Annotated in this window: 20 protein-coding genes and 1 pseudogene; 15 read left to right on the forward strand and 6 right to left on the reverse strand. The window is 69.3% G+C overall.

All coding sequences use genetic code 11. The features are described 5' to 3' along the window. Positions 1–95 precede the first annotated feature (95 nt). The 4 genes from ABT001_RS06525 (at position 96) to ABT001_RS06540 (ending at position 4,299) form a co-directional block, all read left to right on the forward strand. A complete protein-coding gene (locus tag ABT001_RS06525; RefSeq protein ID WP_502967434.1) occupies positions 96–2,531 on the forward strand; it encodes a WYL domain-containing protein in 2,436 nt (811 codons plus the stop codon). Positions 2,532–2,625: 94 nt separating this feature from the next. Further along, entirely contained in the window at positions 2,626–3,531 is a 906-nt protein-coding gene (locus ABT001_RS06530; protein ID WP_351273243.1) for a phosphorothioated DNA-binding restriction endonuclease, read from the forward strand. A 67-nt stretch (positions 3,532–3,598) separates the two neighbouring features. After that, a complete protein-coding gene (locus ABT001_RS06535) occupies positions 3,599–3,877 on the forward strand; it encodes a CopG family transcriptional regulator (RefSeq protein WP_351273245.1) in 279 nt (92 codons plus the stop codon). Beyond that, positions 3,874–4,299, forward strand: a complete 426-nt coding sequence (locus ABT001_RS06540) for a type II toxin-antitoxin system VapC family toxin (RefSeq protein ID WP_351273246.1) — start codon at positions 3,874–3,876, stop codon at positions 4,297–4,299. The genes ABT001_RS06535 and ABT001_RS06540 overlap by 4 nt, the downstream gene beginning before the upstream one ends. A gap of 835 nt (positions 4,300–5,134) precedes the next feature. Here ABT001_RS06540 and ABT001_RS06545 read toward each other — a convergent pair. The 3 genes and pseudogenes from ABT001_RS06545 to ABT001_RS06555 all read right to left on the reverse strand — a co-directional run. Next, the gene (locus ABT001_RS06545; RefSeq protein WP_351273249.1) at positions 5,135–5,728 is read right to left on the reverse strand and encodes a hypothetical protein; all 594 of its coding nucleotides are present in this window, start codon (positions 5,726–5,728) and stop codon (positions 5,135–5,137) included. Positions 5,729–6,146: 418 nt separating this feature from the next. Then, a complete protein-coding gene (locus tag ABT001_RS06550) occupies positions 6,147–6,815 on the reverse strand; it encodes a YdcF family protein (RefSeq protein WP_351273649.1) in 669 nt (222 codons plus the stop codon). 33 nt (positions 6,816–6,848) lie between these two features. Next, positions 6,849–7,934, reverse strand: a pseudogene (locus ABT001_RS06555) (helix-turn-helix domain-containing protein); the annotation flags it as partial. Between the two features lie 151 nt (positions 7,935–8,085). Here ABT001_RS06555 and ABT001_RS06560 point away from each other — a divergent pair. The 5 genes from ABT001_RS06560 (at position 8,086) to ABT001_RS06580 (ending at position 11,131) form a co-directional block, all read left to right on the forward strand. After that, positions 8,086–8,514: a hypothetical protein gene (locus ABT001_RS06560; protein ID WP_351273252.1), complete on the forward strand. Its 429-nt coding sequence runs from the start codon at positions 8,086–8,088 to the stop codon at positions 8,512–8,514. A gap of 8 nt (positions 8,515–8,522) precedes the next feature. After that, the gene (locus ABT001_RS06565) at positions 8,523–8,924 is read left to right on the forward strand and encodes an ATP-binding protein (RefSeq protein WP_351273652.1); all 402 of its coding nucleotides are present in this window, start codon (positions 8,523–8,525) and stop codon (positions 8,922–8,924) included. A 165-nt stretch (positions 8,925–9,089) separates the two neighbouring features. Continuing rightward, positions 9,090–9,392 (forward strand): hypothetical protein, encoded by a 303-nt coding sequence (locus ABT001_RS06570; RefSeq protein ID WP_351273254.1) that lies wholly within the window; start codon positions 9,090–9,092, stop codon positions 9,390–9,392. 51 nt (positions 9,393–9,443) lie between these two features. Further along, a complete protein-coding gene (locus ABT001_RS06575; RefSeq protein ID WP_351273256.1) occupies positions 9,444–10,565 on the forward strand; it encodes an adenosylhomocysteinase in 1,122 nt (373 codons plus the stop codon). 5 nt (positions 10,566–10,570) lie between these two features. After that, positions 10,571–11,131 (forward strand): NUDIX hydrolase, encoded by a 561-nt coding sequence (locus ABT001_RS06580; protein WP_351273259.1) that lies wholly within the window; start codon positions 10,571–10,573, stop codon positions 11,129–11,131. A 613-nt stretch (positions 11,132–11,744) separates the two neighbouring features. On the opposite strand, the gene ABT001_RS06585 is transcribed toward ABT001_RS06580, so the two are convergent. Further along, a complete protein-coding gene (locus ABT001_RS06585) occupies positions 11,745–12,614 on the reverse strand; it encodes a helix-turn-helix domain-containing protein (RefSeq protein ID WP_351273262.1) in 870 nt (289 codons plus the stop codon). Then, positions 12,611–13,408, reverse strand: coding sequence for a peptidoglycan-binding protein (locus ABT001_RS06590; RefSeq protein ID WP_351273264.1), 798 nt, complete (start codon positions 13,406–13,408; stop codon positions 12,611–12,613). Before ABT001_RS06590 ends, ABT001_RS06585 begins: the two co-directional genes overlap by 4 nt. A 480-nt stretch (positions 13,409–13,888) precedes the next feature. Between ABT001_RS06590 and ABT001_RS06595 the strand changes: the two genes are divergently transcribed. The 6 genes from ABT001_RS06595 to ABT001_RS06620 all read left to right on the forward strand — a co-directional run bounded on the left by ABT001_RS06595 (position 13,889) and on the right by ABT001_RS06620 (position 20,859). Then, positions 13,889–14,395, forward strand: a complete 507-nt coding sequence (locus tag ABT001_RS06595) for a peptidoglycan-binding domain-containing protein (RefSeq protein ID WP_351273267.1) — start codon at positions 13,889–13,891, stop codon at positions 14,393–14,395. A 233-nt stretch (positions 14,396–14,628) separates the two neighbouring features. Beyond that, complete coding sequence (locus tag ABT001_RS06600) at positions 14,629–15,270, forward strand: hypothetical protein (protein ID WP_502967430.1); 642 nt, start codon at positions 14,629–14,631, stop codon at positions 15,268–15,270. Positions 15,271–16,051: 781 nt separating this feature from the next. Beyond that, on the forward strand, positions 16,052–16,978 hold the full coding sequence (locus tag ABT001_RS06605; protein WP_502967435.1) for an SCO4651 family lipoprotein: 927 nt from the start codon (positions 16,052–16,054) through the stop codon (positions 16,976–16,978). Positions 16,979–17,368: 390 nt separating this feature from the next. Continuing rightward, positions 17,369–18,166, forward strand: a complete 798-nt coding sequence (locus ABT001_RS06610) for a serine/threonine protein kinase (RefSeq protein WP_351273272.1) — start codon at positions 17,369–17,371, stop codon at positions 18,164–18,166. Further along, positions 18,163–19,650: a serine/threonine-protein kinase gene (locus ABT001_RS06615; RefSeq protein ID WP_502967431.1), complete on the forward strand. Its 1,488-nt coding sequence runs from the start codon at positions 18,163–18,165 to the stop codon at positions 19,648–19,650. Before ABT001_RS06610 ends, ABT001_RS06615 begins: the two co-directional genes overlap by 4 nt. A gap of 192 nt (positions 19,651–19,842) precedes the next feature. After that, positions 19,843–20,859, forward strand: coding sequence for an alpha/beta hydrolase (locus ABT001_RS06620; RefSeq protein WP_351273275.1), 1,017 nt, complete (start codon positions 19,843–19,845; stop codon positions 20,857–20,859). Between the two features lie 101 nt (positions 20,860–20,960). On the opposite strand, the gene ABT001_RS06625 is transcribed toward ABT001_RS06620, so the two are convergent. Continuing rightward, on the reverse strand, positions 20,961–21,902 hold the full coding sequence (locus ABT001_RS06625) for an FAD-dependent oxidoreductase (protein ID WP_351273278.1): 942 nt from the start codon (positions 21,900–21,902) through the stop codon (positions 20,961–20,963). Between the last annotated feature and the right edge of the window lie 185 nt (positions 21,903–22,087).

The following is a 22,087-nucleotide window of genomic DNA, read 5'->3' on the forward strand; positions in this document are numbered from 1 at the left end:
AGGACGCAAGCGTCCCCCGCGATCCGCCATTCTGGGTCTGTGCAGGACCGATTCCGGTCGGAGACCACCGGCACTCGTCTTTGTGAGGTGTCACCATCGGCAAGCCCAGTGGATCAACTCTGGCCGCGTGGCTGAGTGATCTGGAAGTCGACCGGCTTGAGCGGGTCCTTGCAGCTCGCCCGGATGCCGTGTCCCCGCCGGAACCACGATCGTTCGGCGAACTCGCGGACCGCCTTCAGCGCCCCGCGTCGGTGGCCCCGGTGCTGACCGGACTCTCGCTGCCACACCTGCAGGTAGCCGAGACACTGGCGGCATTGGGGCCCGTTCCATGTGCCGCCCTGGCCGATCTGGTGGATGTGACCGGAACGGAGAGCGCTCGCGGGCTGGGCGTGGCTTTGGAGGCGCTGGCCGACCGCGCACTCGTCTGGCCGGACGGCGAAGGGCTGCTGCGCATGGCGGCGCCGTTGCAGCAGGCGTGGGACTCGCCGCTGGGGCTGGACGCCCCGCTCACCCGGCTACTGGCGGACACGACCTCCGAGGAACTGCGCCGCATGCTGGTGGCCCTGGGCATCCCGTCACCCGGCACCACCAAGAAGCATCGGCTGACGGCCCTCCTGGAACACCACAGCGATCCGGAGCGGGTGGTCGCGGTGATCGCTTCGGCACCTTCGTCCACCCGGGATCTGCTTGAGCGGCGAGCCTCTCACCGGGGTGAACAGGCTCAATCACAGGCGCATTTCCTCATGTTCAGGACCCCGCCGACCGACTCCGAGCCGAATGTGCGATGGGCACTGGAGCGGGGACTGCTGGTCCAGGACCGGCACTCCGGGTACGGATCCACACGCATGCCCGCCGAGGTGGCGCTCGCACTGCGCGGAGCCGGCTGGCGCGCCCCCTTCGAGCCCGTCCCGCCCGTCGTGCGGACGGTGTCCGTCACCTCGGCGGAAGTGGACCGGGAGGCGGCGGCCGCCGCCACGGCGTTCGCCGCACATGCCGCGTCGGTTCTGGCGACGTGCTCCGCGGCTCCGCCGGTCCTGCTGAAGTCCGGCGGGGTCGGAGCACGTGAGTTGTCCCGGATCAGCAAGGCGGCACAGTGCGACGACATCGTCGTACGCCTTGTTCTGGAGACGGCGTACGACGCCGGGCTGCTGGCCCGGGACGGCGACCAGGTCGCGGCAACGGACGGATACGACACCTGGGCGGAACGAGAACCGGCGGAGCAGCTCACGGCGCTTCTCCACGCCTGGCGGACGCTTCCGCTGACTCCGGCCCAGGCGCGCGGCGAGGACGGCAAGGCGCTGCCCGCGCTCGCCGGAACACCGCCCTGCGGCGGCTGTCTACAGGCCCGGGAGGGGCTCCTCGCCGCCGCGGCGCAGCTCCCGGCGGACCGGGGAGTGCACAGGTCCGCGGAACTGGGGCCGCTGGTCGCCTGGCATCGCTCGCTCGCCGAGCAGCTCCCCCAGGACACCACGCCTTTCGCGACCGCGATCCGGGAAGCGGAACTGCTCGGGGTCGTCGCCCGCGGCGCCCTGTCCCCCATCGGTGCCGCTCTGCGGACCGACGACGCCGAAGCGCTGTCCGCCGCCTGTGAGCGGCTGCTGCCGACGGCCACCAGGGCAGCCCGTTTCGGCGCGGACCTCACCGCCGTCGTCACCGGCACACCGTCCGCCCGCCTCGCCGCACTACTGGACACCGTCGCTGACAAGGAAGCCGGTGGCACGGCATCGGTGTGGCGGTTCAGCCCCACAACCGTTCGCCGTGCCCTGGACACGGGCCGCACGGCGGATGCCATCGCGGCAGACCTGAGAGCCGTCGCGGTCGGCGCCCTCCCCCAGTCTCTGTCGTACCTGATCAACGACTCCGCACGCACTCACGGCCGTGTGCGCATCACCCCCGCTGCCTGTGTGATCCACAGCGAAGAACCCGCTCTCCTCGCCGAGCTCGTCACGCACAGAAAGCTCGCCGCCCTCGGCCTGCGCTTGCTGGCACCGACCGTGCTGGTCAGCCGGACCCCACTCGACAAGACCCTCGCCACGCTCCGGGCCGCCGGCTACGCCCCCGTTGCCGAGAGGGCCGACGGAACCGTACGCGTCGAAAAGACCCGGCGCCGACGCGCCGACGCACCGGTCCCGCCCCCTCCCCCGCTCCCAGGCCAGCGGCGGCGTTCCGTGCCGACGGTGACTCCGGTGACAGTCGACCTGAGCACGCTGGCCGCCAGGCTGCGGGCCGCCCCGCCGATACTTCCGGCTCCCGACCCGTTCGGCACCGGGGTCCCGTACGGCACGGACACCGAGGAGATCGTCGCCGGATGCGCGAAGAACCTGGCGTACAGCGATGTCCGCCAGCTCGCCCATGCCATCGACGCCGGCACAGCCATCACGGTCGAGTACGTCGCCGCCTCGGGCAACCGGACCGTACGTACCCTCAGCGAGCTCGTGCTCGACCCGCCCTACTTGTATGCGTGGTGCCACCTGCGCGACGACGAACGGGTCTTCACCCTCTCCCGCATCCACGGCGTCATGCCCGGGTAGCCGGGATCCGCGTCGTGGCTCGGTGTTCGGCCGGCCACTGCGGCGATGCCCCACGACCAAGCGCTGCGACGAGCCGCCACTACGATCGCCGACCATGGACTGGGTCGAGCGCACCGCACGGTTGAGGCAGTGGACGAGGAGCGGGACGCGGGCTCCGCACAAGCCGTTGCTGTTCCTGTACGCGCTCAGCCGGTTCCAGCAGGACGCCGATGACGAGCTGCGGTACAGCGCCGTGGAGGAGGACCTGCGGGGACTGCTCGCCGAATACGGTCCTGGTAACCGGACGACGCCCGCCTATCCCTTCCATCACTTGGTGGGTGACGGCGTGTGGGAGGTGCGCACCGAGCGCGGGCCGGGCAGCCCCGGGACCGGGGTCAGGGAACTGCGCGCAACCGGCGCCGCTGGGCGGCTGACGCCGGAGCTGAGGGCGGCGCTGCGGCGGGAGCCGTCTCTTCTCGGCCGGATGACACGGGTGCTGCTCGATCTGAACTTCCCGCCCTCCCTCCACGGCGAGCTGTGCGAAGCCGTCGGCCTGGAGCTGGAGGAGGCCGAGACCGCACTGCTCTCGGCCGCGCGCAGGCAGCGGGACCGGCGGATGCGGGAGATGGTCCTGACGGCGTACGAGTACCAGTGCGCCTTCTGCGGGTACGACGGCAGGATCGGCGCGGTGCCGGTCGGGCTTGAGGCCGCCCATGTGCGCTGGTGGGCGTTCGACGGACCGGACGACGTCGAGAACGGGCTGTGCCTGTGCTCGCTGCACCACAAGCTGTTCGACAAAGGCGTACTCGGTCTCGGCGAAGGCCATGGCAAGGGCCACCGCATCCTGGTCTCGCAGAGCTTCGTCGGCCACAGCACCGCCGCCCGCGAGCACGTCATCACGCTCGCCGGCCGTCCGCTCATCGGCCCCCAGCCGGGCGTCCGCCCCATCGCCGCCGCCCACCGTTCCTGGCACACCAGCCAGGTTTTCTACGGCAGCCCACGTCCCGCCACGACCGCCTGACCGCCGACCTGGCGGTCACGAGCACTGCACTGGTAAGGAGCGCGATACCAAGAGTATGGTCGCTTATATGGCGACGAAGAAGGTAACGGTGACGATTCCCGAGGATCTCCTGGACGAGATCCGTGCGGAGGCGGCAGAACGGGGGATGTCGGCGTACGTCGCCGAGGCGCTGCGCTTCAAGCGCGACCGGGACCGGCTGCGGGAGCTGTCGGACTGGCTGCAGGAGGAACACGGTCCTCTCACCGGGGACGAGCGCACCACGGCGTTCGAGGAGTTGGAGGGCCTCGACGCCGAGCATGAGCGCCGGCGCGCCACCGGAGCGCACGGCGCCGGAGAAGCCGCGTGAGGAAGCGGTCCGGCGAACCCGGGCAGCGGCCGCTACGCGTCTTCGTACTCGACTGCGAAGCCCTGTCCCTGGCCGTACGCGGCGACCGGAAGATGATCGCGTGGCTCGACCTCGCAGCCCGGGGTGAAGCCGAGGTCGTCACGTCTCCGATGACGCTGGTCGAGGCGTACGACGGCAGAACCACGGAGCAGCGCTGGGACTGGGTACTCTCCCGGCTCGAAGTCGCCGACATCGGGAAGGACGAGGCCCGGCAGGCCCGCCGCCTGCTGGCAGACGCCAAGCTGCACGGCCACAAGTACGCGATCGACGCAATACTCGCCGTCGTCGCGCGCCGGCAGAAGGGGCAGGTCACCGTCTTCACCTCGGACGTGGACGACCTGGAGAGGCTGGTCCCGGGGTCGATCGTCGTCAAGAAGGTATGACCGGCGTTCCGGTCTCAGTTCTGGTCTCATTCACGCCCGTCCGGTGCCGTTCACCATCCGCCCGACGTCCGGCTCCGTCCCAGGTCAGAACAGCCCCGCCTCACTCCGAACCGTCGGACGAACATGTGGAAAGCGTGTTGGGGGCAACCCCTCACGAGTTCGAATCTCGTATCCTCCGCCATTGCTCTCACCGGGCAATATGTCGAAGGGCCCCGCAGCTTGCTGCGGGGCCCTTCGACGTTGGTGGTCCTGAGCGTGCTGTCCACGGGCACTCAGCCACCCGTGAGCCGCCGAGCCGCCCACACTGCTGCCCCTTCCAGGGGTCAGGAGAGCAGTGGAAGGTCTCGGGCCACGTAGTGGACGCGCAGCGCGGGCGCGTTCGGCGAAGCTCGGGTACGCGGCGTCTGCGATGACCGTGCACCGTCCTGGCTCACCACGTCCGCTGTAACTGCATCCCCTTCGGAGGGGTTCAGGGTCAGGCGTTCGGCGGACAGGACCGTGACGCGAGGGTCGTCTCGGATCACCTCGACCTTGCACACGTCCGCAGCCGGATGCACGATGAGCAGGCGGGTGTCGGTGTCCCGGTAGGCGCGCAGGAAATCGCCGATCGGGCGGTCACCACCGAGGACGAAGAGAGTGCGGCACGGCGTCGGCCTGCCAGAGCGGGGGGCGGGGTGAGACCGCGGGGGGGGGCGGTGATCCAGGGGCGTCTCGGGACTGGAGGGGGCCAACGCCGGTGACGACGACTGCGTACGGATCTACGTACGGATAGTCAGCACGCAGCGACGCCCGTAGGAACGCAGAGCGCGCCTGAGCCTTTCTGGCCGGTGACCTGTCAACTGGCGGTAGTACTGGTGATCTCCACCGAAGCAAGGCCGTCCTCGGTAGCTCCCCTGGTGCCGGAGAACGTCCATTGCGCGGGGCTCGTCTGGGCGGGCAGCTTGTAGACGAAGACAGCGTCCTGCTTGAACCCGGGCTGGGTCTCCTCTCCGGTGCAAGCTTCATCATTTCCCTTGAACAAGTGCTGGTCTGCGATGGCATCGAAGGTACGGCCGTCGGTATCGATGAGTCCCTGGGAAATTCCCCCGCCGCATACAGGGTCGAAGGAGTCAGCACCGTCGTTGTAGACGATGGTTTCCACAACGACGTACTTCGCCCCCGCCCCGGCCTTGAGCGTCCTGGCCTCGCCATACTTGTCGATAGCTGCGGTTTCGGACTCACGGACCTCTTTCACGACAACGGTCACGCTGCCGCTCTTGGCCTTCTCCCCCATGGCGTAGCTCTTGGCCATGGGGGAGGCACTCGGGGCCGGAGCAGAGTTCTGCCCATCATCGTCAGGAAAGGTACGCGTGTCCTGCCACACCGGTGAACTGCCGCTTGAATAGACGGCGTTGCGATCATCGTCTGTACCGACTGCGACGAAAGTCATACCGGAGGAAGCTCCGGCGACGACGGCTGTCCAGACTCCCAGCAAGGCCGCAGTACGCCATGCCGGCCGATGCCCAGCGGGAGTAGACACGGGCGGAGCGAGTGGGGCACTGGTCGGGACAGGCGGGATCACGCGAGGTCTCCTCAGAACGGCCGGTTCGTGGGGCGATGTCCGTTCACGGATGAGGTGAGAGCAGAGCTGCTCGGTGTTTCACCTGCCATCCCCGTGCATCAGGACTCAGCGCAGTTAACGACTGCGGCGTAGCTCAGGACACTGACCCCGTCAACGTGGCCCACATCTGGTGGGCGGGTTGGTTGAGTCCAGGGCGCCCCAACAGTCCGCAGCAAACGCCAGGCGAGTCAGCCTTGATAACGGATTGGGCTGGTGAATCGCACACAGTCCGCCGACTGAGGTGCAGTCAAGAAGTGATGAGACGCCTGGTGAAACCCTCATGGATGAGGGACTCGTACGCTCCATGCACGTCCTCCGGGACCTCCAGCTCGATGGCGAATCCGAGCTTCGGATACTCGATGACCCGCTGGAGATCGCCGACGAGCATGTCTAGGACGAGCTTCTCGTCGCCGATGGACTTCACGTAGTCGTCGAACTCCAGCGGCTCCGACGCGCAGATGATCTCGACGTCGGGCCACAGCTTGCGGGCGGTCGCGAACGACCGCCGTTCCATGTAGGGCTTGGAGACCAGAAGCACCGTCGTCGGGGTGATGCCGGCGGCGGCGAGGACCTCTCGGGAGAGGGTGATGTTCTGCCCGGTGTTACCGGCCTCCGGTTCCAGCAGGATCGCCTCGGCGGGGACGCCTAGGTTGATGGCGTGCTCGCGGAAGTGGACGGCCTCGCCGCGCGGGAAGACCTTGGCGGTGGTGGGGCTGTTGCCGCCGGTGAAGACCAGGGTCGGGAACAGCCCGGCGCGGTAGAGCTCGACGGAGTGGGTGGCGACGCCGAGGTCGTGGCTGCCCAGCCCGATTGCCACGTCGACGGGCCGCAGCTGGTGGTGCATCTGGTGGTAGTCCCAGATCAGCGCGGCCCGGTGCCACTGGTCCTCGGTGATGGCCTGCTGGTTGTCGCTCACGCGTCTCTCCCTGGTCACCGTCGCCGGGGGCCGGCCGGCCGGCCCCGCGCTCATGGCCTTGATGCCCTCGATACTGCGTAGTTGGTGCACGAGTCCGTACTGCGCGGCAGTGCGGGCGGCCTGATCGAGGACGGGGAGTCCATCATCCCGGGTCGCCGCGTCGGAGAGCAGGATGTGACCATGAGCGGTGTCCAGCCGTACACGTTGCATCGGAGAGTCCGCGGCCCCGCTGCTGCGTGCGATGTCGATGAAGTGCAGGGCCTGGGTGAGGTCGCCGGCACCACGGCGGGCGAGGGCGAGTTTCTGATGGGCGACCGACCAGTCGTCGGGTTCGGTGAGGTCTTCGAAATCGCGGGTCGCGGACTGCATGACGCGGGTCGCGTAGTCGTGGCGACCGTTCTTGCTGAGCGCCGTACCCACCCACAGGCGGGCCCTGGCGCGGTCCCGGCGGGAGAGCCGGTCGTCGACCGCGAGGGTTTCGTATTGGCGGGCGGCGATCTCTAGCTTGCCGGACATTTCCGTGACCACCGCGAGGGAAAGGTCGAGCTGGGCGACGCGACGCGGGATGTCGAGCTGGATGAAGACCGCGCGAGCCCCGGCGTAGGAGTGCTGCGCGGAGAGTGGGCCGAGCACAGAGCCTTGGTCGCGTTTGAGGTCACCGAGCAGCGCGGTCGAACGGGCGAAAAGGTACAGGCCCTTTTCGTCCAGTTTTCGGGCGTCGAACCGCACCAACCAGCGGCTGAGCAGGCTGTCGGCGAAGGTGCAGTTCTGACGGGAGAGCGCGACCACGACGCGGTCCAGGTCGTCCGCCCACGATTCGTATTCCCAGGCTCGGGGGCCGGCGGGGGTGACGCGCAGTCCGGCTTCTTGCACGGTGCTGGCCATCTCCGACAGGAGCGTCTCGAAGCGCAGGTGGGCGGCGGCGTCCGAGCGTCCGAGGGCGGTGTCGAGGATGGCCTGGGTGTCGGGTCTGGGCTCGGTTTCGGCGCGCTTGCTCTCCCACTTCGAGACCGTCGCGACGGCTACGCCGAGGTGCTCGGCAAAGGCCCGCACGCTCAAGCGCAGGGCGAGACGCAGTGCCCTGGCCTCCAACCCGGTCCAGTGGTGCACGGTTGCCACGCCTCACTCCCTTCCACTGTCATCGAAGCAGACGCGTGCGGGCGGCGGGACGAAAGTGGAACGGAAGTAGAACGGCAGGTGATTGGTCCGGAGTTCGGGGACATCCATGCTCAGGATCGTCACCACTGTCGCCCCTTTGGACGGTCCCCGCATGGAACCCCTCACGGAACATCGCCTGGTCAGCGGGCCTGTCGTCTACGGCTTTCTGCGGCTGGTGCGGGTCTCCGAAGCCCGGCAGGAGGCACTGGTCGCCTCGCTCGCCGAATACTGCCGCAGTCACGAACTGGAACTGTCCGGCGTCTTCACCGAACGTGAGTCGAGTGCCGGCCCCGGCTCGGCGGCCTTCACCGGCCTGCTGGACGTGTTGGCCTTGCCGGACGTCTACGGCGTACTCGCCCCGGCCGCATCACACCTTGGCCCGAAGGCGATAGCCGCTGAACGCGGTCGGCGGATCGAGGCGGCCGGCTCCCGGCTTCTCCTGGTACGCCGGTCCCGCCGCGCATGCGCGGCCAGCCACCTCCACCACGGCATCCCGCCGCACAGCCCGGGAATCACCCGCCTCCTGGAGACCGAGTCATGAGGACAGCAATGATCGAATCGGTGCAGCGCTTCTTCGAGGCCCATCCCGAATCCGTGCGACAGGCCAGGGAATTCGCCTCCACCACCCTGGCCGGATGGGACATCGCGGAACGGATCGACGACATCCGCCTCTGCGTCTCCGAACTGGCAACCAACGCGCTGGTCCACGGCACTGTCTCCGACCGCGGATTCCTGGTCCGCCTTGACGCCGAGGACAACGTCGTACGCCTGGAGGTGCACGACAGCCGCCGTCGGCGCCCTGAGACTCGCCAGGCCGCCGACACCGACGTGTCCGGACGCGGTCTGGTCCTGGTAGCCGCGCTCGCCGACGGCTGGGGAGTACAGGACCGAACACCACTTGGAAAGATCGTTTGGTCCTGCTTCAAGACCGCAGGAGGGACGACCACGTGAGCAGCATCCTCACTCCGACCAGTCCCGAGCTTCGGCTGCTGGTCTCGCTCGCCGCATGGAGCTGGCCAGGGGACCGGTCCGGACGGCAGCGAGATCACCCACATCCTGATCGCCCCTGGGTCTGCCTCTGTTCTCCCCGACAATGCTGGCCCGCCCGAAGCCCGCATGCGGCGTCTCGCGGACAGCATCGGCGGCCTGGGCCGGGCGGCGGACGTGGTCCCGGACGCCGGTCACTGCCTGCAGATCATCGGCGGCCATGTGTTTCTGCACTTCCCAAGCGCCTCCCGCAGGCTGCGGCTACCGAGCCGCCCCGACTGGACCGCGCTGGTCGCCCGCACTGGCACAGCCGTTCTCCTGCTCGGTCTGGAACCGCTGTCGCAGCCCGCCGGCGCCGCTCAGCTCGACACCTACCTGGATAACGCAAGCGGGGCCGACCGGCTGGTGTTCGGGCTTGCCCGCAGCCGCTGACCCCTGGAACTCCCTGCACGGCCCCGGTTATACGGATGAGAGGCAACTGCCATGGAAACCTTCGAACGCGCCAAGCTGGATGCATACTTCGCTCGGATCGCCGCCCAGTTCGCTTCCGACGAGCAGACCTCGTCGATCCTCATCACCCATCTACTGTTCGAGCGCCCCGCATTCGTCCGCGCCGTTGCCGCGATGACCCGGCTCACGGCGGTGCTGCCGAAGCCGAAATCCATCCACCCGGCTGCCCAGCGCGAGACCGAGCGGACCGTCGCCGTCGACACCCTGACCCGCGAACTGTTCACCGACCCAGACACCGCGCTAAATTACTTCGAATCCCGGGCCGCCGGAGAACCCATCTCTCTCCTCGACGTCGGCGGCTACTTCGCCCCCACCCTCACCGACCTCCACAGCCGCTTCACCGGCCGTCTGATCGGCGTCGTCGAGGACACCGAGAACGGCCACCGCCGCTACGACGCCCTCGACAAGCTGCCCTGCCCTGTGGTCTCGGTGGCCCGCTCCCCGCTCAAGGATCCCGAGGACTTCCTCGTCGGCCAGTCCGTGGTGTTCTCCACCGAGGCCGTCATGCGCGGCCGCGGCGACATCCTCCACGGCCGCCCCGCCCTGGTGATCGGCTTCGGCAAGCTCGGCTCCTCCATCGCCAGGCTCCTGCACGCCAAGGGCGTCCAGGTCACCGTCTTCGACATCGACCCCGTCCGACGTACTCAGGCCCTGTCCCAGGGTTTCACCGTCGCCCGCGACCGCGAGACCGCTCTCACGGGTGCCGGCCTGGTGCTCTGCGCCACCGGCGCGGTCTCCCTGCGCGGCGAAGATTTCTCCCACCTGCGCAACGGTGCCTACGTCGCCACCGTCACCTCCAGCGAGGACGAGCTCGACCTCGCCGGTCTGCCGGACGTCTACACCCGCACGGTCGTCGGCGACCACGTCACCCGCTACCAGACCACTGGCCATTACTTCTATCTGGCGAACGGTGGCAATGCCGTCAACTTCATCCACGGCGCGAGCGTCGGACCGTTCATCTTCCTGATCCAGGCCGAGATCCTCGCCGCGATCAGGATGCTCGCCCGCGGGGACCTCACCCCTGGCATCCATGAAGTCTCCGCACCTGACCGCGAGGCCATCGCGGCGACCTGGCTCTCCTACTTCAACAGGTGATCAACATGCCCATCACGGCCCAGCACATCCGCGCCACCGTCAACGCCTACCTCGACCAGCGCCCCGAGGACAAGCGCAAGATCGCCGTCGTCCAGGGCCTCCTCGACGACGACGGCGACCTCACCAGTCGCAAGACCCTGCCGGGACACGTCACCGCCGGCGTGATCCTCGTCGGCCGCGACGGCCGCGTCCTGCACATCCTCCACAGCGCCACCGGCAAGTGGCTGCTGCCCGGCGGCCACATCGAGCCCTCGGACAACACGCTCCTTCAGGCCGCCGGCCGTGAGCTCGCCGAGGAGACCGGCATCCCGCCCTACGTCGTCACCCCGCACAGCGAGATCCCACTGCACATCGACGTCCACCCCATCGACGCCAACCCTGTCAAGGACGAGCCCGCCCACCAGCACTTCGACTTCCGCTTCCTCTTCCGTACGACCGCCGACATCGGCGAACTGCAGGCCGAAGAGGTCGCGGACGCCGCGTGGCGCTCGGTGGAGAGCCTCACCGACGAGCAGTTGAAGCGGCGGGTGGTCCGGACGCTTCTCAAGGATCCTTTTGCAACTTGATCAGGAGGAGGGTGCGAGGGCGACGACGGCCGTGGTCCGGATGGTGCTGAGGTTCCAACTCTGGGGCCTCCAACCGCGCTCGTCTCTCACGCCTGTCGAGCGGAGTCGCAGTGGAGGTCGAATCACGCACGCGCCGAGCTCATGTAGCTGTCGGTCCGTGACGTGGGCCTGTCCAGCTGCGCCACGAGCGTCTCCCGACGGGAATTCAGCGCGGCGCAAGAACACCCCGTGCACTCCGTTGCAGTTCAGGGCGCTTGCGGCCACCACTGGCCCCCAGGCGAACATGTGGAAAGCGTGTTGGGGGCAACCCCTCACGCGTTCGAATCTCGTATCCTCCGCCGTTGCTCACCGGGCCCTTCGACGTTCGTAGTCTCGACGAGACCCTCCGGAGCCCTCCGCGCCGCTGCCTTCGGACTCGTTGGCGGCTTCGCAGATGAGCCCGTCCGACCCGCTGGGCCACGTCGGCGAGGATGCCGCCCGTCACGTGCCGGTACCGGACCGGGGGCGGTGTCGTCCCTCACCGACCGTGGCCATCGTGCCGGCCTTCGGCGTCGTCATCGAGCCGCTGCATGCTGACGCGCCCCGGTCGGGCTCCGCCCCCGCCGAAGCCCGACTACGCCGAGGGCGAGGGGGTCCTGGCAGAGAGCTCGGTCACACGGGCCTCGAAGCACTCCCGCTCGCCGCCGGCCGACGCCGGCCGGAAGCAGGCCCGGACGGTGCCGCCGGGGGTGGCCTCGGTCATCCCGGTGTAGACGAAGGTCGCCGCGTCCTCCGCATTGCCGATGCGCACGCTGTGGGTCGGGCCGTCTGCCGTGACATCCACCCGGTCGCCGATCTCGGTCCCCCAGGTCCGTACCCAGCTCGCCCCGCACTTCTTGCTGTGCCGCAGTTCGACGTGCGCGCCGGTCGCGGTGCGGTGCGTGGCGAGGGTGTCGGGGCCGATGCCACAGATCAAGCGCATCGGATCCCGCCCTTCGCAGGCGGCCCCATGGCACAGCGGAGCGAAGGAGAAGGGGACGGAGGCGGGCGACGATTCGTCCCTGGGCGCCTCCGGGTCCGGCAACAGGAAGAGCAGCACGACGGCGACACCGCCGACGATCACGCTGTAGGCCGACGCCAGCAGTACCAGGAGTCTGGAACGCCCAAGGAGTCGTCGAGGCCCTTCGGTCGTGGCGGCCTCCGCGGGCTGCGGCGGCGGCCCTTCTGTCGAAGAGGACGAAGCGGGCTGGGGGGTGGCCACCGAGCGACCGCTCCAGCGCGACTCGGCAATCTCCCAGAGGGCCAGCAGCCGCCCCTGCGGTTGGTTCGCGAGACGGCACAGCTCCTGTACGGCCTGGCGTGGAGGCAGGGCCTTGCCGTTGAGGTAGCGCTCCCACGAGGACTTGCTGTACGCCGTCCGCTCCGCCAGTGCGGCCAGGCTCACCCCCGCACCGGCCCGCAGTTCCCGCAACGCCGCGACCAGCCGGGCATGTTCCGGGGTCACGTCGGATCTGCCTCACGCAGGGCATTCCAGGTCGGCGGGTCGATGACTCCGTTCACGATCAGCCCGTTCCTCTTCTGCAGGTGCTCGACCGCTCGTCGGGTCTTCGGGCCGAAAACACCGTCGATGTCCCCCGGAACGGTACCCGCCCGGCGCAGCAGACACTGGGCCTCGGCCACTTCGAGGCCCACCTGGGTGTTGGAGAGGAGCACGTCCGCGGTCGGGCTCAACCCCGCGTGCCAGCGGCCGTCGTGTCTCTCCAGGCGGCAGGCGTAGATGACCGGGACCAGAGTCTCCGACACGGTGGCCGGCGCGGTCGCGGCGGTGGCGTCGCGCTGGTGGGCGAGCTGGGCACGGGCCTCGGTGAGCCGCACGGCCAGCAGGAGAGCCGCGGAGGCGGACAGGACGGTGACCAAGGCCGCCGCGGTGAGCGCGGCGCGCAGGTGGCGCCCGTACGGCTGCCGCTCCCCGGAGACCTGTGCCGGAGCTGCGGGCAGGCTCTCGGGCACCCGGGCGGCGGGCTGCCGTCCCTCCCACCAGCGTTCGGTGGCGATCTCGTGAAGCGCCAGCAGGTGAACCGGATCCTCGCCGCATACCCGGGACATCGCCGCCACGGCCTCCTGCGGCGGCAGGGACCTACCGTTCAGGTACCTCTGCCACGACTTCGCGCTGTATCCGGTCCGCGCGGCCAGTTGCCGCGAGCTGAGGTCGCTGCGGTCCTTCAGCCCGCGCAGCCGGACGATCAGCTGACGGGCGGGCGGGGGCAGTTCCGCGGGCAGTTCCTTCCAGCGGGGCACGCTCTTCCCATCACGTTCCGGACCGCAGGCGCGGCCTCCATACGTCGGTCTCATTCTGCATCAGCGTCACGGGCCACAGAGAGAGGGCGTCCGTGCGACAGCCCGGCGGGCCTCCGCCCGGATGCGGAACCGGTCGCCTCTCCTGCGCCGTGGGTCCCGCCGCGGGGACTTGGCGTTCGGCATCTCCGCAGGCCGGGATGCGGGACGTCCCGGGACGGGGCCACTTCCGCGGCAGCTGTAGCCGACCGCCGCGCCGCTCCCGCATGCTCGGTGCAGAACCGGCCGGATGCGGGCGGCTCCCGAGCAGCAGGGCGTCTCCGAGACCAACACGAGGAGGAGCCCGGGCTCTTTTTCGGGCACGCCAGACCTGAGGCAGATTCCGCATACCTTGCGAAATATGAGAGATGTCCACGAAGCCCCGTGAGGGTTCGTGAAGAACGTCTTGTCCGAAATGAAACCACGAACCAGAAGGGTCGAATCATGCAACGAGCCTCCATGCCGCTCCGCATGCGGATCGGAGCGCTGGGGACTCTGTCTCTCCTTGTTGCCGCCGGCCTGACGGCCAGCCCGGTGATGACTACACCGGCCCACGCCGCCTACGGTCCCTGCAACACCACCTCATGGCGTGACGTTCCCACTCTCGGCGGGAAGAACGAGTACAAGATCCCAGCTCGTTCGGGCAATGGAATCTCCTGCTACATGGGCTACCGCGAGGGCTCTTCCTCAGCGGTCAAGGCCCTTCAGCAGGCCATCACCATGTGCTACCCCGGCACCTGGGCCGCCAGGAAAATCAACTCCGATGGTATCGACGGCATCTACGGCACCGACACGGTCGAGGCGGTGAGATGGCTGCAGATCAACGAGTTCGAACTCGCCGGCAGCGCGGACGGAGTCTACGGCCCCCAGACGCGAGGGAAGATGCGGTGGCCGCACTATTACGACCGTGGTGCGCTGCTGAACGACTGCAGCAACCCGTCCACGCTCTGACCGGACCGGCCGAGCGATATCCGGTGACGTTTCTGGACTGTCCTAAGGCGCCTGTCGGCTCGGCGGATTCGCAGGCGGCGGCGGGGAGACGACATCGCCGCGAGGGACCTGGCAGGAGAGGCGGCTACGGCTACCGGGGAAGCCCCCCGAGCCGTATCACGGGCCTCCATTCTCGGACGAATAGAAAGCTCAAGGCTGCCCTATCAGGCAGCCTTCATATCAGCGAGGAAACAGTGCACAAGCGACGCATCGTTCTCGCGGCCTCTGTGGTCGCCATGAGCCTCGGCCTTTCGGCCTGCAACGGCGACGACGGCGAGTCGGCGGCGAAGGAATCTCCGTCGGCGTCCGCCTCCACGTCGGCCCCGGCCTCGTCCGAACCGAGCAGCGAGAGCCCGGCCGACGGCGGTGCCGCTCCGGCCGAGGGCGACGCCACCGCGCCGGGCACGAAGCTCAAGGTCGGCGACCGGGCCGTTCTGCCGTTCGAGTACACGAGTGACAAGAAGGGCACCATCGCGGTGACCGTCACGGCGATCGAGAAGGGCGCCGAGGCCGACATGGACGCCTTCGGCGACAAGGCGAAGGGAATGACGCCCTACTTCATCAAGATGAAGGTGGAGAACGTCGGCGGCACCGACCTGTCGTACGCCTCGCTGAAGCTCGACGGTGTGCTGGAAGGCGGCGCGGGCACGGGCGTCATTCTGATGGGCGACATCCCGGGCAAGTGCGACAGGGAGAGCGCGCCCCGCGAGTTCACCACCAAGGGCGCGTCGTACGAGACCTGCTCGCTCACCGCCACGAAGACCGCGCCCGTCACCGGCGCCGAGTTCGACGAGGGCGACACGTACAGCGACAGCCCGGTCGTCTGGACCGGCTGAGGCAGGTTCACGCCATGGCGCAGCCGGAGGGTGGCACCAGCGAGGTGATCGCTCCGGGCTCCGCCTTGGCCCTCGCCGCCCACAGGCGCCGACGCCACGACTTCTGAGCGGCTGCTCGACATCGCGGCCACCAAACCCGCCCCCAGCCCGGACGGCTCCCACAGTTTCGCCGCGTCCGCGCCTGCCTCGGCCGGTGGGACAGAGCCACGATCACGGACTGGCGGTCCCTGGGTGAGGGGCCCTTCGTCGAACCGATCACGGTCCGTCGCCTGAGCGGCGGGCCTCGTCACTGCGCGGCGTCCGCACCCCGCCGAGGGTTGCGGTCATGGGCGTTCAGGCGGGTCCGTCCAAGCGATCACATACCACTGGGCCCCAGGTCAGAACTTCTGCGAACCCAGCCGGACCTCCGCACGAACAGTCGGAAAGCGTGTTGGGTGCGACCCCTCACGAGTTCGAATCTCGTATCCTCCACCACTGCTCTCACCAGGCAATACGTCGAAGGGCCCACCGCTTGCGGTGGGCCCTTCGACGTTGGTGATCGCAGTCGGCCTGCACGGGTCCTGACCGTCTCTCCGAGCGGGACTGCCCCCTCAGGCTGGAACTCGTCGGCCAGTCGGTTCAGCCACGTCTCTTCGGCCGATGGCATCGGTGAACTTCCGTGCCACCTCCTTCAGCATGACCTGATGGCCCACCAGAACCCAGCGGATCACTGGACACACGCCGGGATACGCTCACGGCCTTGGCACGGGCCGGTCACCTTGATCGCGGGGGAATTATGGCGATGTCATCGCGTGGTCGTGTACCGCTCAGAGTGACCTGCGCGGCCTTCGCCGCTGTGCTGCTCGCTGGGGGAACAGTTGCCTGCGGAGGGGGCTCGGCAAGTAGCTCTCCGTCTCCGCATCAGGGCTCGCCCAGGTTGTCGCCCGCGACGGCCGTGGAGAAGGCGGCGGCGAACTCCGAGCGCATCACGTCGCTCCACTACCGGGTCGCCGGGACCGTACCGGACAAGGGCCGTCTGGAGGCCGAGGCATCCATGAACTCGGAACCCCTGACCATGGGTATGAAGTTGAACGCGATCGACCAGGGTGGAGACGGCCAACTGGAGGTCCGCTTCGTCGACGAAGTGATGTACGTGGGCGGGAGTGCGATCGACGTCGAGAAGCTGGACGGCAAGAGCTGGCTCTCCGCCGACTCGGCTGTATGGGGACGCGGCACGGCGGACAACCAGTCCTACGGCGTACTGCCGCGTCAGATCGAAGGCAACCCAGCCGTGCAGTCCACGTTCCTGACCGCTTCCAAGGACGTGCGGAGCATCGGGACGGAGACGATCGACGGCACCCGGACCACTCACTACAGAGGAACGGTCACCATGACCGGCATCGGCGCCGCCCGTGACGCCGCCGTGAGCACGGCGGCTCGGGAACGCCAGATCGACAGGCTTGATCAGTTCATAGCGATGCGCATCAAGGGCACGCTCACGGTGGATCTGTGGATCGGCGACAACAACCACGCCAGGCAGTTCCGCATGCGGGGAGACACGTACGCCACGCGGAGCCGTGAGGACAAGGCGCTCGAGATCATCGACGGCGAACCCCTCGACCTGACCTTCACCTTCCTCGACGTCAACCAGCCGGCGACCATCGAGGCACCGCCGTCCGAAGACACCGCTGACCTCGCCGCACAAGTGGACGAGATACAGGCAGGCTGAGCAACACCCAGGAAGAACGCGCCTGTCCAGCTCGGGCCACTGCCCCGACCGGGCACGTGGACCGGGGCGCTCCCTCTGCCGCCCGGAAGCACCGGGTCCTCGATGCGGACCGGCTTCCCGTCCACTCCGGCATCTACCCCCGATGTCCGCTTCGTCCGGAGCACCGCACCGACCGGCACCGCGACGGATCGGGGCGGTCACGGGCCTCGATCCGCGTCGGAGATGGCTGAAAAACTAGGCACTTCTTCCAGAAATACCTTCTGTGCCTATTGAGTCGGCGGGCAGACTCGGTGCGTGTTCTCACCGCGTGTCCTCACGGAGTTGCCGGGACGCGTGCCAGATCGCGCAGACACACCGGTGTCTGCGCGGCGACCGGACGAGGGGGAGAAAGTGAGCGGCATCGTGGTTCATCTGCCACCGCGGAGCGGCGGGGGCGAGCCGTGCGGTGGCCCCATGACGTTGCGGCTGGGCCCGGGAGAGACGGCGCGCTTCGGACGGGGCTCGGCGGGGGCCCCGGTCGAACTCCGCCTCGAAGACGCGGCGATCTCCCGGCTGGCGGGGGAGATCCGCGTGACGGACGACCACTGGCAGCTGAGCAATCACAGCACGAGCCAGAGCTACCTGGTCGAGAACCCGGAGGGTGCTGGGGAGTACCTGAGAGTGCCGCCCAGGCGCGCCGGGGCGCCCATCCCCTTCGAGTTCTCCCGAGTCCTGCTGCCCGCACGCGGCAACACCGCCGTCGCCTTCCACGTGTTCGCCCCGGACCATGTCTACCTGCCCGGGGACGGATCGGACGGCCAGTGGGGGAGTCGCACCGTCGCGGCCTACTCCTTGGACGAGACCTCGCTCTACTTCCTCGTACTGGTGGCGCTCTGCGAACCGCGCCTGCGCGACGAATCATCGGTCGCGGTGCCCACGACACCTCAGATCGTCGAACGGCTGCGGGATCACGACGCCTGCCGCCACCTGACGGCCAGGGCCGTCAGTTCACACATCGACTACCTGGCCGACGAGAAGATGCGGATCGGTGATCCGGCGGAGCGCGGGCCCCGTACGGGAGCGCGCCGCAACGGCAAGCGGGAGGCGCTCGTCGGACTCGTGCTGCGTTTCTGGCTCGTCCGGGAGGAGCACCTGGCGCTGCTGCCGCGGCGGGCGGGGGCCGCCCCCCGGGAGTGGAACACGCCATGACCGGGCAGTCGCGTCGAGGCGACCCGTGGCCCGGAGTGATGGCGCTGTCCGGCCCGGCGGGCACAGCCGGACGTGACGGTACGGAGCCGCTCCCGCGTGGCTACCGCGTCCTCGACTGGGAGGTCACCGAGCCGATCGGGGCAGGGGGCTGGGCCGACGTCTACGCGGGACGCCGCGTCAGTGGCGGTGCCCGCGACCGCCACGGTGGCGGCCGTCCGGCAGGTCCCGAGGAGGTCGCGCTCAAGTTCCTTCCGACCGCCGGTCTCGCACCGCGCCAGGCTCGCGGCGTCGCGGAGTCCGCACGCCGGGAGGTCGAACTCGGAGGCGGTACCGGCCATCCGAGGCTGATCCGCCTGCTGGACTTCGTCGTGCTCAGCGAACCCGACCGACCCTCGCTCGACGGGACGATCGTGCTGATCATGGAACGGGCCGCGTGCAGTCTCCGGGATGTCCTCGGCAGGGGAGTCGCCGAAGCGGAAGGCGCACGCCTGGTCACGGGCGTCTGCGAGGGCGTGGCGCATCTGCACCGCAGCGGTTGGGTGCACGGGGACCTCAAACCGGAGAACGTCCTGCTCATGGACGACGGTTCCGTCAAGCTCTCCGATTTCGGCCTGGCCGCTGAACTCACCGGCACCCACGGCTATGCGCCACCGATGGGAACCATGGACTACCTTCCGCCGGAGCGCCGGAGGGCTCCGATCGGCGAACGTGGAGTCGAGTCCCGGCCGAGCACCGACATCTGGGCACTGGGCGTCCTGATGCACGAGGTGTTCGCCTCGGGCGTCTCGCCGTTTCCCGGCGCCACCCCGATGGCGCGTGCCGCCGCCGTACAGGAGTACGCCGAAGGGCGGGCACGGCTGCGTACGGACGGTGCGGTGCCGCCGTTCTGGCATACGCTGATCGCTGACTGCCTGGCCCCGACCCATGCGGCACGTGCCGCGCACACGGCCGAGAGCCTGCTCTCCCGTATCGCCGCGGGGCCGACCGTCACCGACCGCGCGGGGAGGCGACCCGCGCCACGTCGGCGACGCGGTGTCCGTGGCCTCCTCGCGACCGGTGCGGTGTGCGCCGCGACCGCGGGAGGGTGGTGGTACACCGGGCCGCCCGGCGACCTGGCCGGCCCCGTGGAGATCACGGTGTTCAACGCCGAACTCGCGTGCCAGGAAGCGGCGGAGCGGGACCCCGACTGCAGTCTCGGGCTGGCGATCGATCCCTGGGGTCCCTACACCGCCGACAACGTGGTGCCGACCCGTGTGTGGCACGGTGACGTCCTCACAGCCGACTGCGGCATCGTGCAAGGGACTCCCATCATCGACGAGGCGGACCGGCAGTCGTCCGAGTGGATCCGTGTCCGTCTCCCGAGCGGCTCCGCGCGGGACGCCGCCTGGCTGCCCGCTGTGCGGGCGGATGGCCGGCCCGAGGTTTCCCGGTGCCGTCACCTGCCCCCTCGTGCTGACCACGGCTCCGCGCCGGCCTCGTCGTAGCGGCGACTCCGCTCCGGCCCCTTCCGGTACGGAAGCCCTCCCCCGTCACCGACCCAGCCCACCAGGGCCCGAGAGCTCTGTCACTCCGGATCGTTCCGGATGCCGCCGTGAACGTCGGGCGGCTAGCTTCCGAGCGGGCGGAATCCCCGACGCCACCACTCACCGGAACAGTTCCCCGACCAGGAGGAAAAGTTGAGCGAGCAGCACCGCACCACCCGCAGAAACCTTCTCAAGGCCGTCGGCGGAGTCTCCGCGGCCGTGACTCTCGGCAGCGCGGGCGTCGTCGCTTCGGCCTCGTCGGCGGGCGCGGCCGCCCGGGGCGCCACCGCCGGTGACGGCTTCGGTCTGCACATCGTGGACCGCATGGAGAGCGACCCCCGCATGTGGTACTACCGGTTCCAGACCGCTGCGATCGGCGGCTGGTCCCCTGCCGTCAACGTCCTGCTCCCCGACGACTACCACTCGAGCGGTCGCACGTATCCCGTCCTCTACCTCCTTCACGGCGGCGAGCAGGACTTCATCTCCTGGGACCGCTGGGGCATCCGTCCGGCGACCGCCGGTAAGCCGGTCATCGTGGTGATGCCCGACGGCGGACGCGCGGGCTGGTACTCCAATCCGGTCAGCACCAACGTCGGCGCCCGTAACTGGGAGCACTTCCACATCGAGCAGCTGATCCCCTGGATCGACGCGAACTTCCGGACGTACGCCGAATTCGACGGCCGCGCCGTCTCCGGCTTCTCGATGGGCGGCTTCGGCGCGCTGAAGTACGCGGCCAAATACTGGGGCCACTTCGCCTCGGTGAGCTCCCACTCCGGTCCGGCCAGCCTGCGAGGCCCCGTCGCCGGAGTGAACGGCGCGGTCGTGCACTGGGCCAACGCCTCGTCCGCGGCCGTCGAACTGGGCGGCGGCACGGTCTACGGCGCGCCGTTCTGGGACCAGGCGCGGGTCACCGCGGACAACCCGATCGAGCGGCTCGAGAGCTACCGGGGCAAGCGGGTCTTCATGGTCGCCGGCACCAGCCCCGAGCCGACCTTCTGGGACACGTTCAACGAGGTCGGTGTGCTCGAAACCCAGCGGGAGTTCCGCGGTTTCCTCGACAGGGCGGGCATCCAGCACGAGTCGCACGAGAGGGCGGGCGGCCACAAGGTCGACCCCGGGTTCTTCGATCGCGACCTCAACGGCATCATCGGCCGCCTCCGCAAGGCGTAGCCGGACGCGGCGTCGCGGCGGCTGCCTCCGGGACCGGCCCTGCGACGGCGCGACGTTCCGCGCACCGACCGTGCCGAGAGCGGCCGTACGACACGCACTGCTCAACCGGGCGCCGACGGAAGGTCCCGAGCCGCGTAGTAGGCGCGCAGCGCGGCCTCGCTGCCGGAGCCCATGGCGGTCATGATCCGCTGGAAGCGGGCGGAGCGCAGGTCTCCGGCCACGATGACGCGGGGGTGCTGGTCGGCCGGAGGACAGTAGCCGTCGGCGCCTCGGACAAGGTCTCCGGGCGGGGCGGTGGGCGCGTTCCCGATGCTGAGGTAGGCGGCGTCCGCGGTGACCGGGCGCCGTGCTCCGCCCTGGCTCACCACGTCCGCTGATGCCGCGCCCCCTCCGGAGAGGCGCAGGGTCAGGTGCTCCACGGGCAGGAGGGTGACGCGTAGGTCGCCGCGGATCTCCTCGGTCTTGTACGCGTCCGCCGCCGGGTAGGCCACGAGCAGGCGGACGTCGGTGTCCGGGTGGGCGCGCAGAAAGGTGCCGATCAGGCGGTCACCGCCGAGGACGAGGAGAGTGCGGCCCTCGGCGTCGTCCGCGCCGGCCTGCCAGAGCGGGGGCAGGACGAGGCCGCTGGGCGCGGTGATCCAGGGGACGTCGCGGGGCTGGAGGGGGCCGACACCGGTGGCGACGACCGCGTACGGGGCGGTCAGGTGCGCACCGGTGTCCAGGGTGACGGCGACGTGGTCGTCACCGGCGCGGAGTTCGACGACGTGGCGGCCGAGTTCCGGACGGCACAGCTCTGTGCTCCTCAGCTCGGCGGTGATGGCGTCGGCGAGCGCGGGGCCGGCGGTGTGACCGCCGAGGACGTTGTTCAGGGCCCCGATCCGGTAGAGGTTGCGACACAGGGTGTCCGGCTCGATCAGGACCGAGCGCATGCCGACGCCGGCGGCCATGCGGGCAGCGGCGCAGCCGGCCGGTCCACCTCCGACGATGATCAGGTCGGTGTCGTGGGACGCGGGCGAACCGGGGCGGGACGGGGTATCGGCCATGGGCTATTTCAGCATCGGGGCCTCCGGCGCGGACCCGGAACTGCGCGCCCGACACATCATCACCGTGGCGGACAGCATCGCCGTCCAGGCCGCAGGTGGCACCATCCCGACCGGCCGGGGGCCACGGGACCGGCCGGAGCACGCCGCTCGGTGCCGACCCGGGCAACGGCGCTTATCGGACACAG

Source organism: Streptomyces sp. NPDC002793 (genome assembly GCF_040295485.1).
In the GTDB taxonomy this organism is placed as follows: Bacteria; Actinomycetota; Actinomycetes; order Streptomycetales; family Streptomycetaceae; genus Streptomyces.

Excerpts from the sequence above, each read along its gene's own strand:
- ABT001_RS06570 (WP_351273254.1), top strand. The coding sequence starts at position 9,090 with ATGCGGCGTCTCGCGGACAGCATCGGCGGCCTGGGCCGGGCGGCGGAC.
- ABT001_RS06560 (WP_351273252.1), top strand. The coding sequence starts at position 8,086 with ATGGAACCCCTCACGGAACATCGCCTGGTCAGCGGGCCTGTCGTCTAC.
- ABT001_RS06530 (WP_351273243.1), top strand. The coding sequence starts at position 2,626 with ATGGACTGGGTCGAGCGCACCGCACGGTTGAGGCAGTGGACGAGGAGC.
- ABT001_RS06605 (WP_502967435.1), top strand. The coding sequence starts at position 16,052 with ATGTCATCGCGTGGTCGTGTACCGCTCAGAGTGACCTGCGCGGCCTTC.
- ABT001_RS06545 (WP_351273249.1), bottom strand. The coding sequence starts at position 5,728 with ATGACTTTCGTCGCAGTCGGTACAGACGATGATCGCAACGCCGTCTAT.
- ABT001_RS06565 (WP_351273652.1), top strand. The coding sequence starts at position 8,523 with ATGATCGAATCGGTGCAGCGCTTCTTCGAGGCCCATCCCGAATCCGTG.
- ABT001_RS06535 (WP_351273245.1), top strand. The coding sequence starts at position 3,599 with ATGGCGACGAAGAAGGTAACGGTGACGATTCCCGAGGATCTCCTGGAC.
- ABT001_RS06625 (WP_351273278.1), bottom strand. The coding sequence starts at position 21,902 with ATGGCCGATACCCCGTCCCGCCCCGGTTCGCCCGCGTCCCACGACACC.
- ABT001_RS06575 (WP_351273256.1), top strand. The coding sequence starts at position 9,444 with ATGGAAACCTTCGAACGCGCCAAGCTGGATGCATACTTCGCTCGGATC.
- ABT001_RS06580 (WP_351273259.1), top strand. The coding sequence starts at position 10,571 with ATGCCCATCACGGCCCAGCACATCCGCGCCACCGTCAACGCCTACCTC.
- ABT001_RS06595 (WP_351273267.1), top strand. The coding sequence starts at position 13,889 with ATGCAACGAGCCTCCATGCCGCTCCGCATGCGGATCGGAGCGCTGGGG.
- ABT001_RS06615 (WP_502967431.1), top strand. The coding sequence starts at position 18,163 with ATGACCGGGCAGTCGCGTCGAGGCGACCCGTGGCCCGGAGTGATGGCG.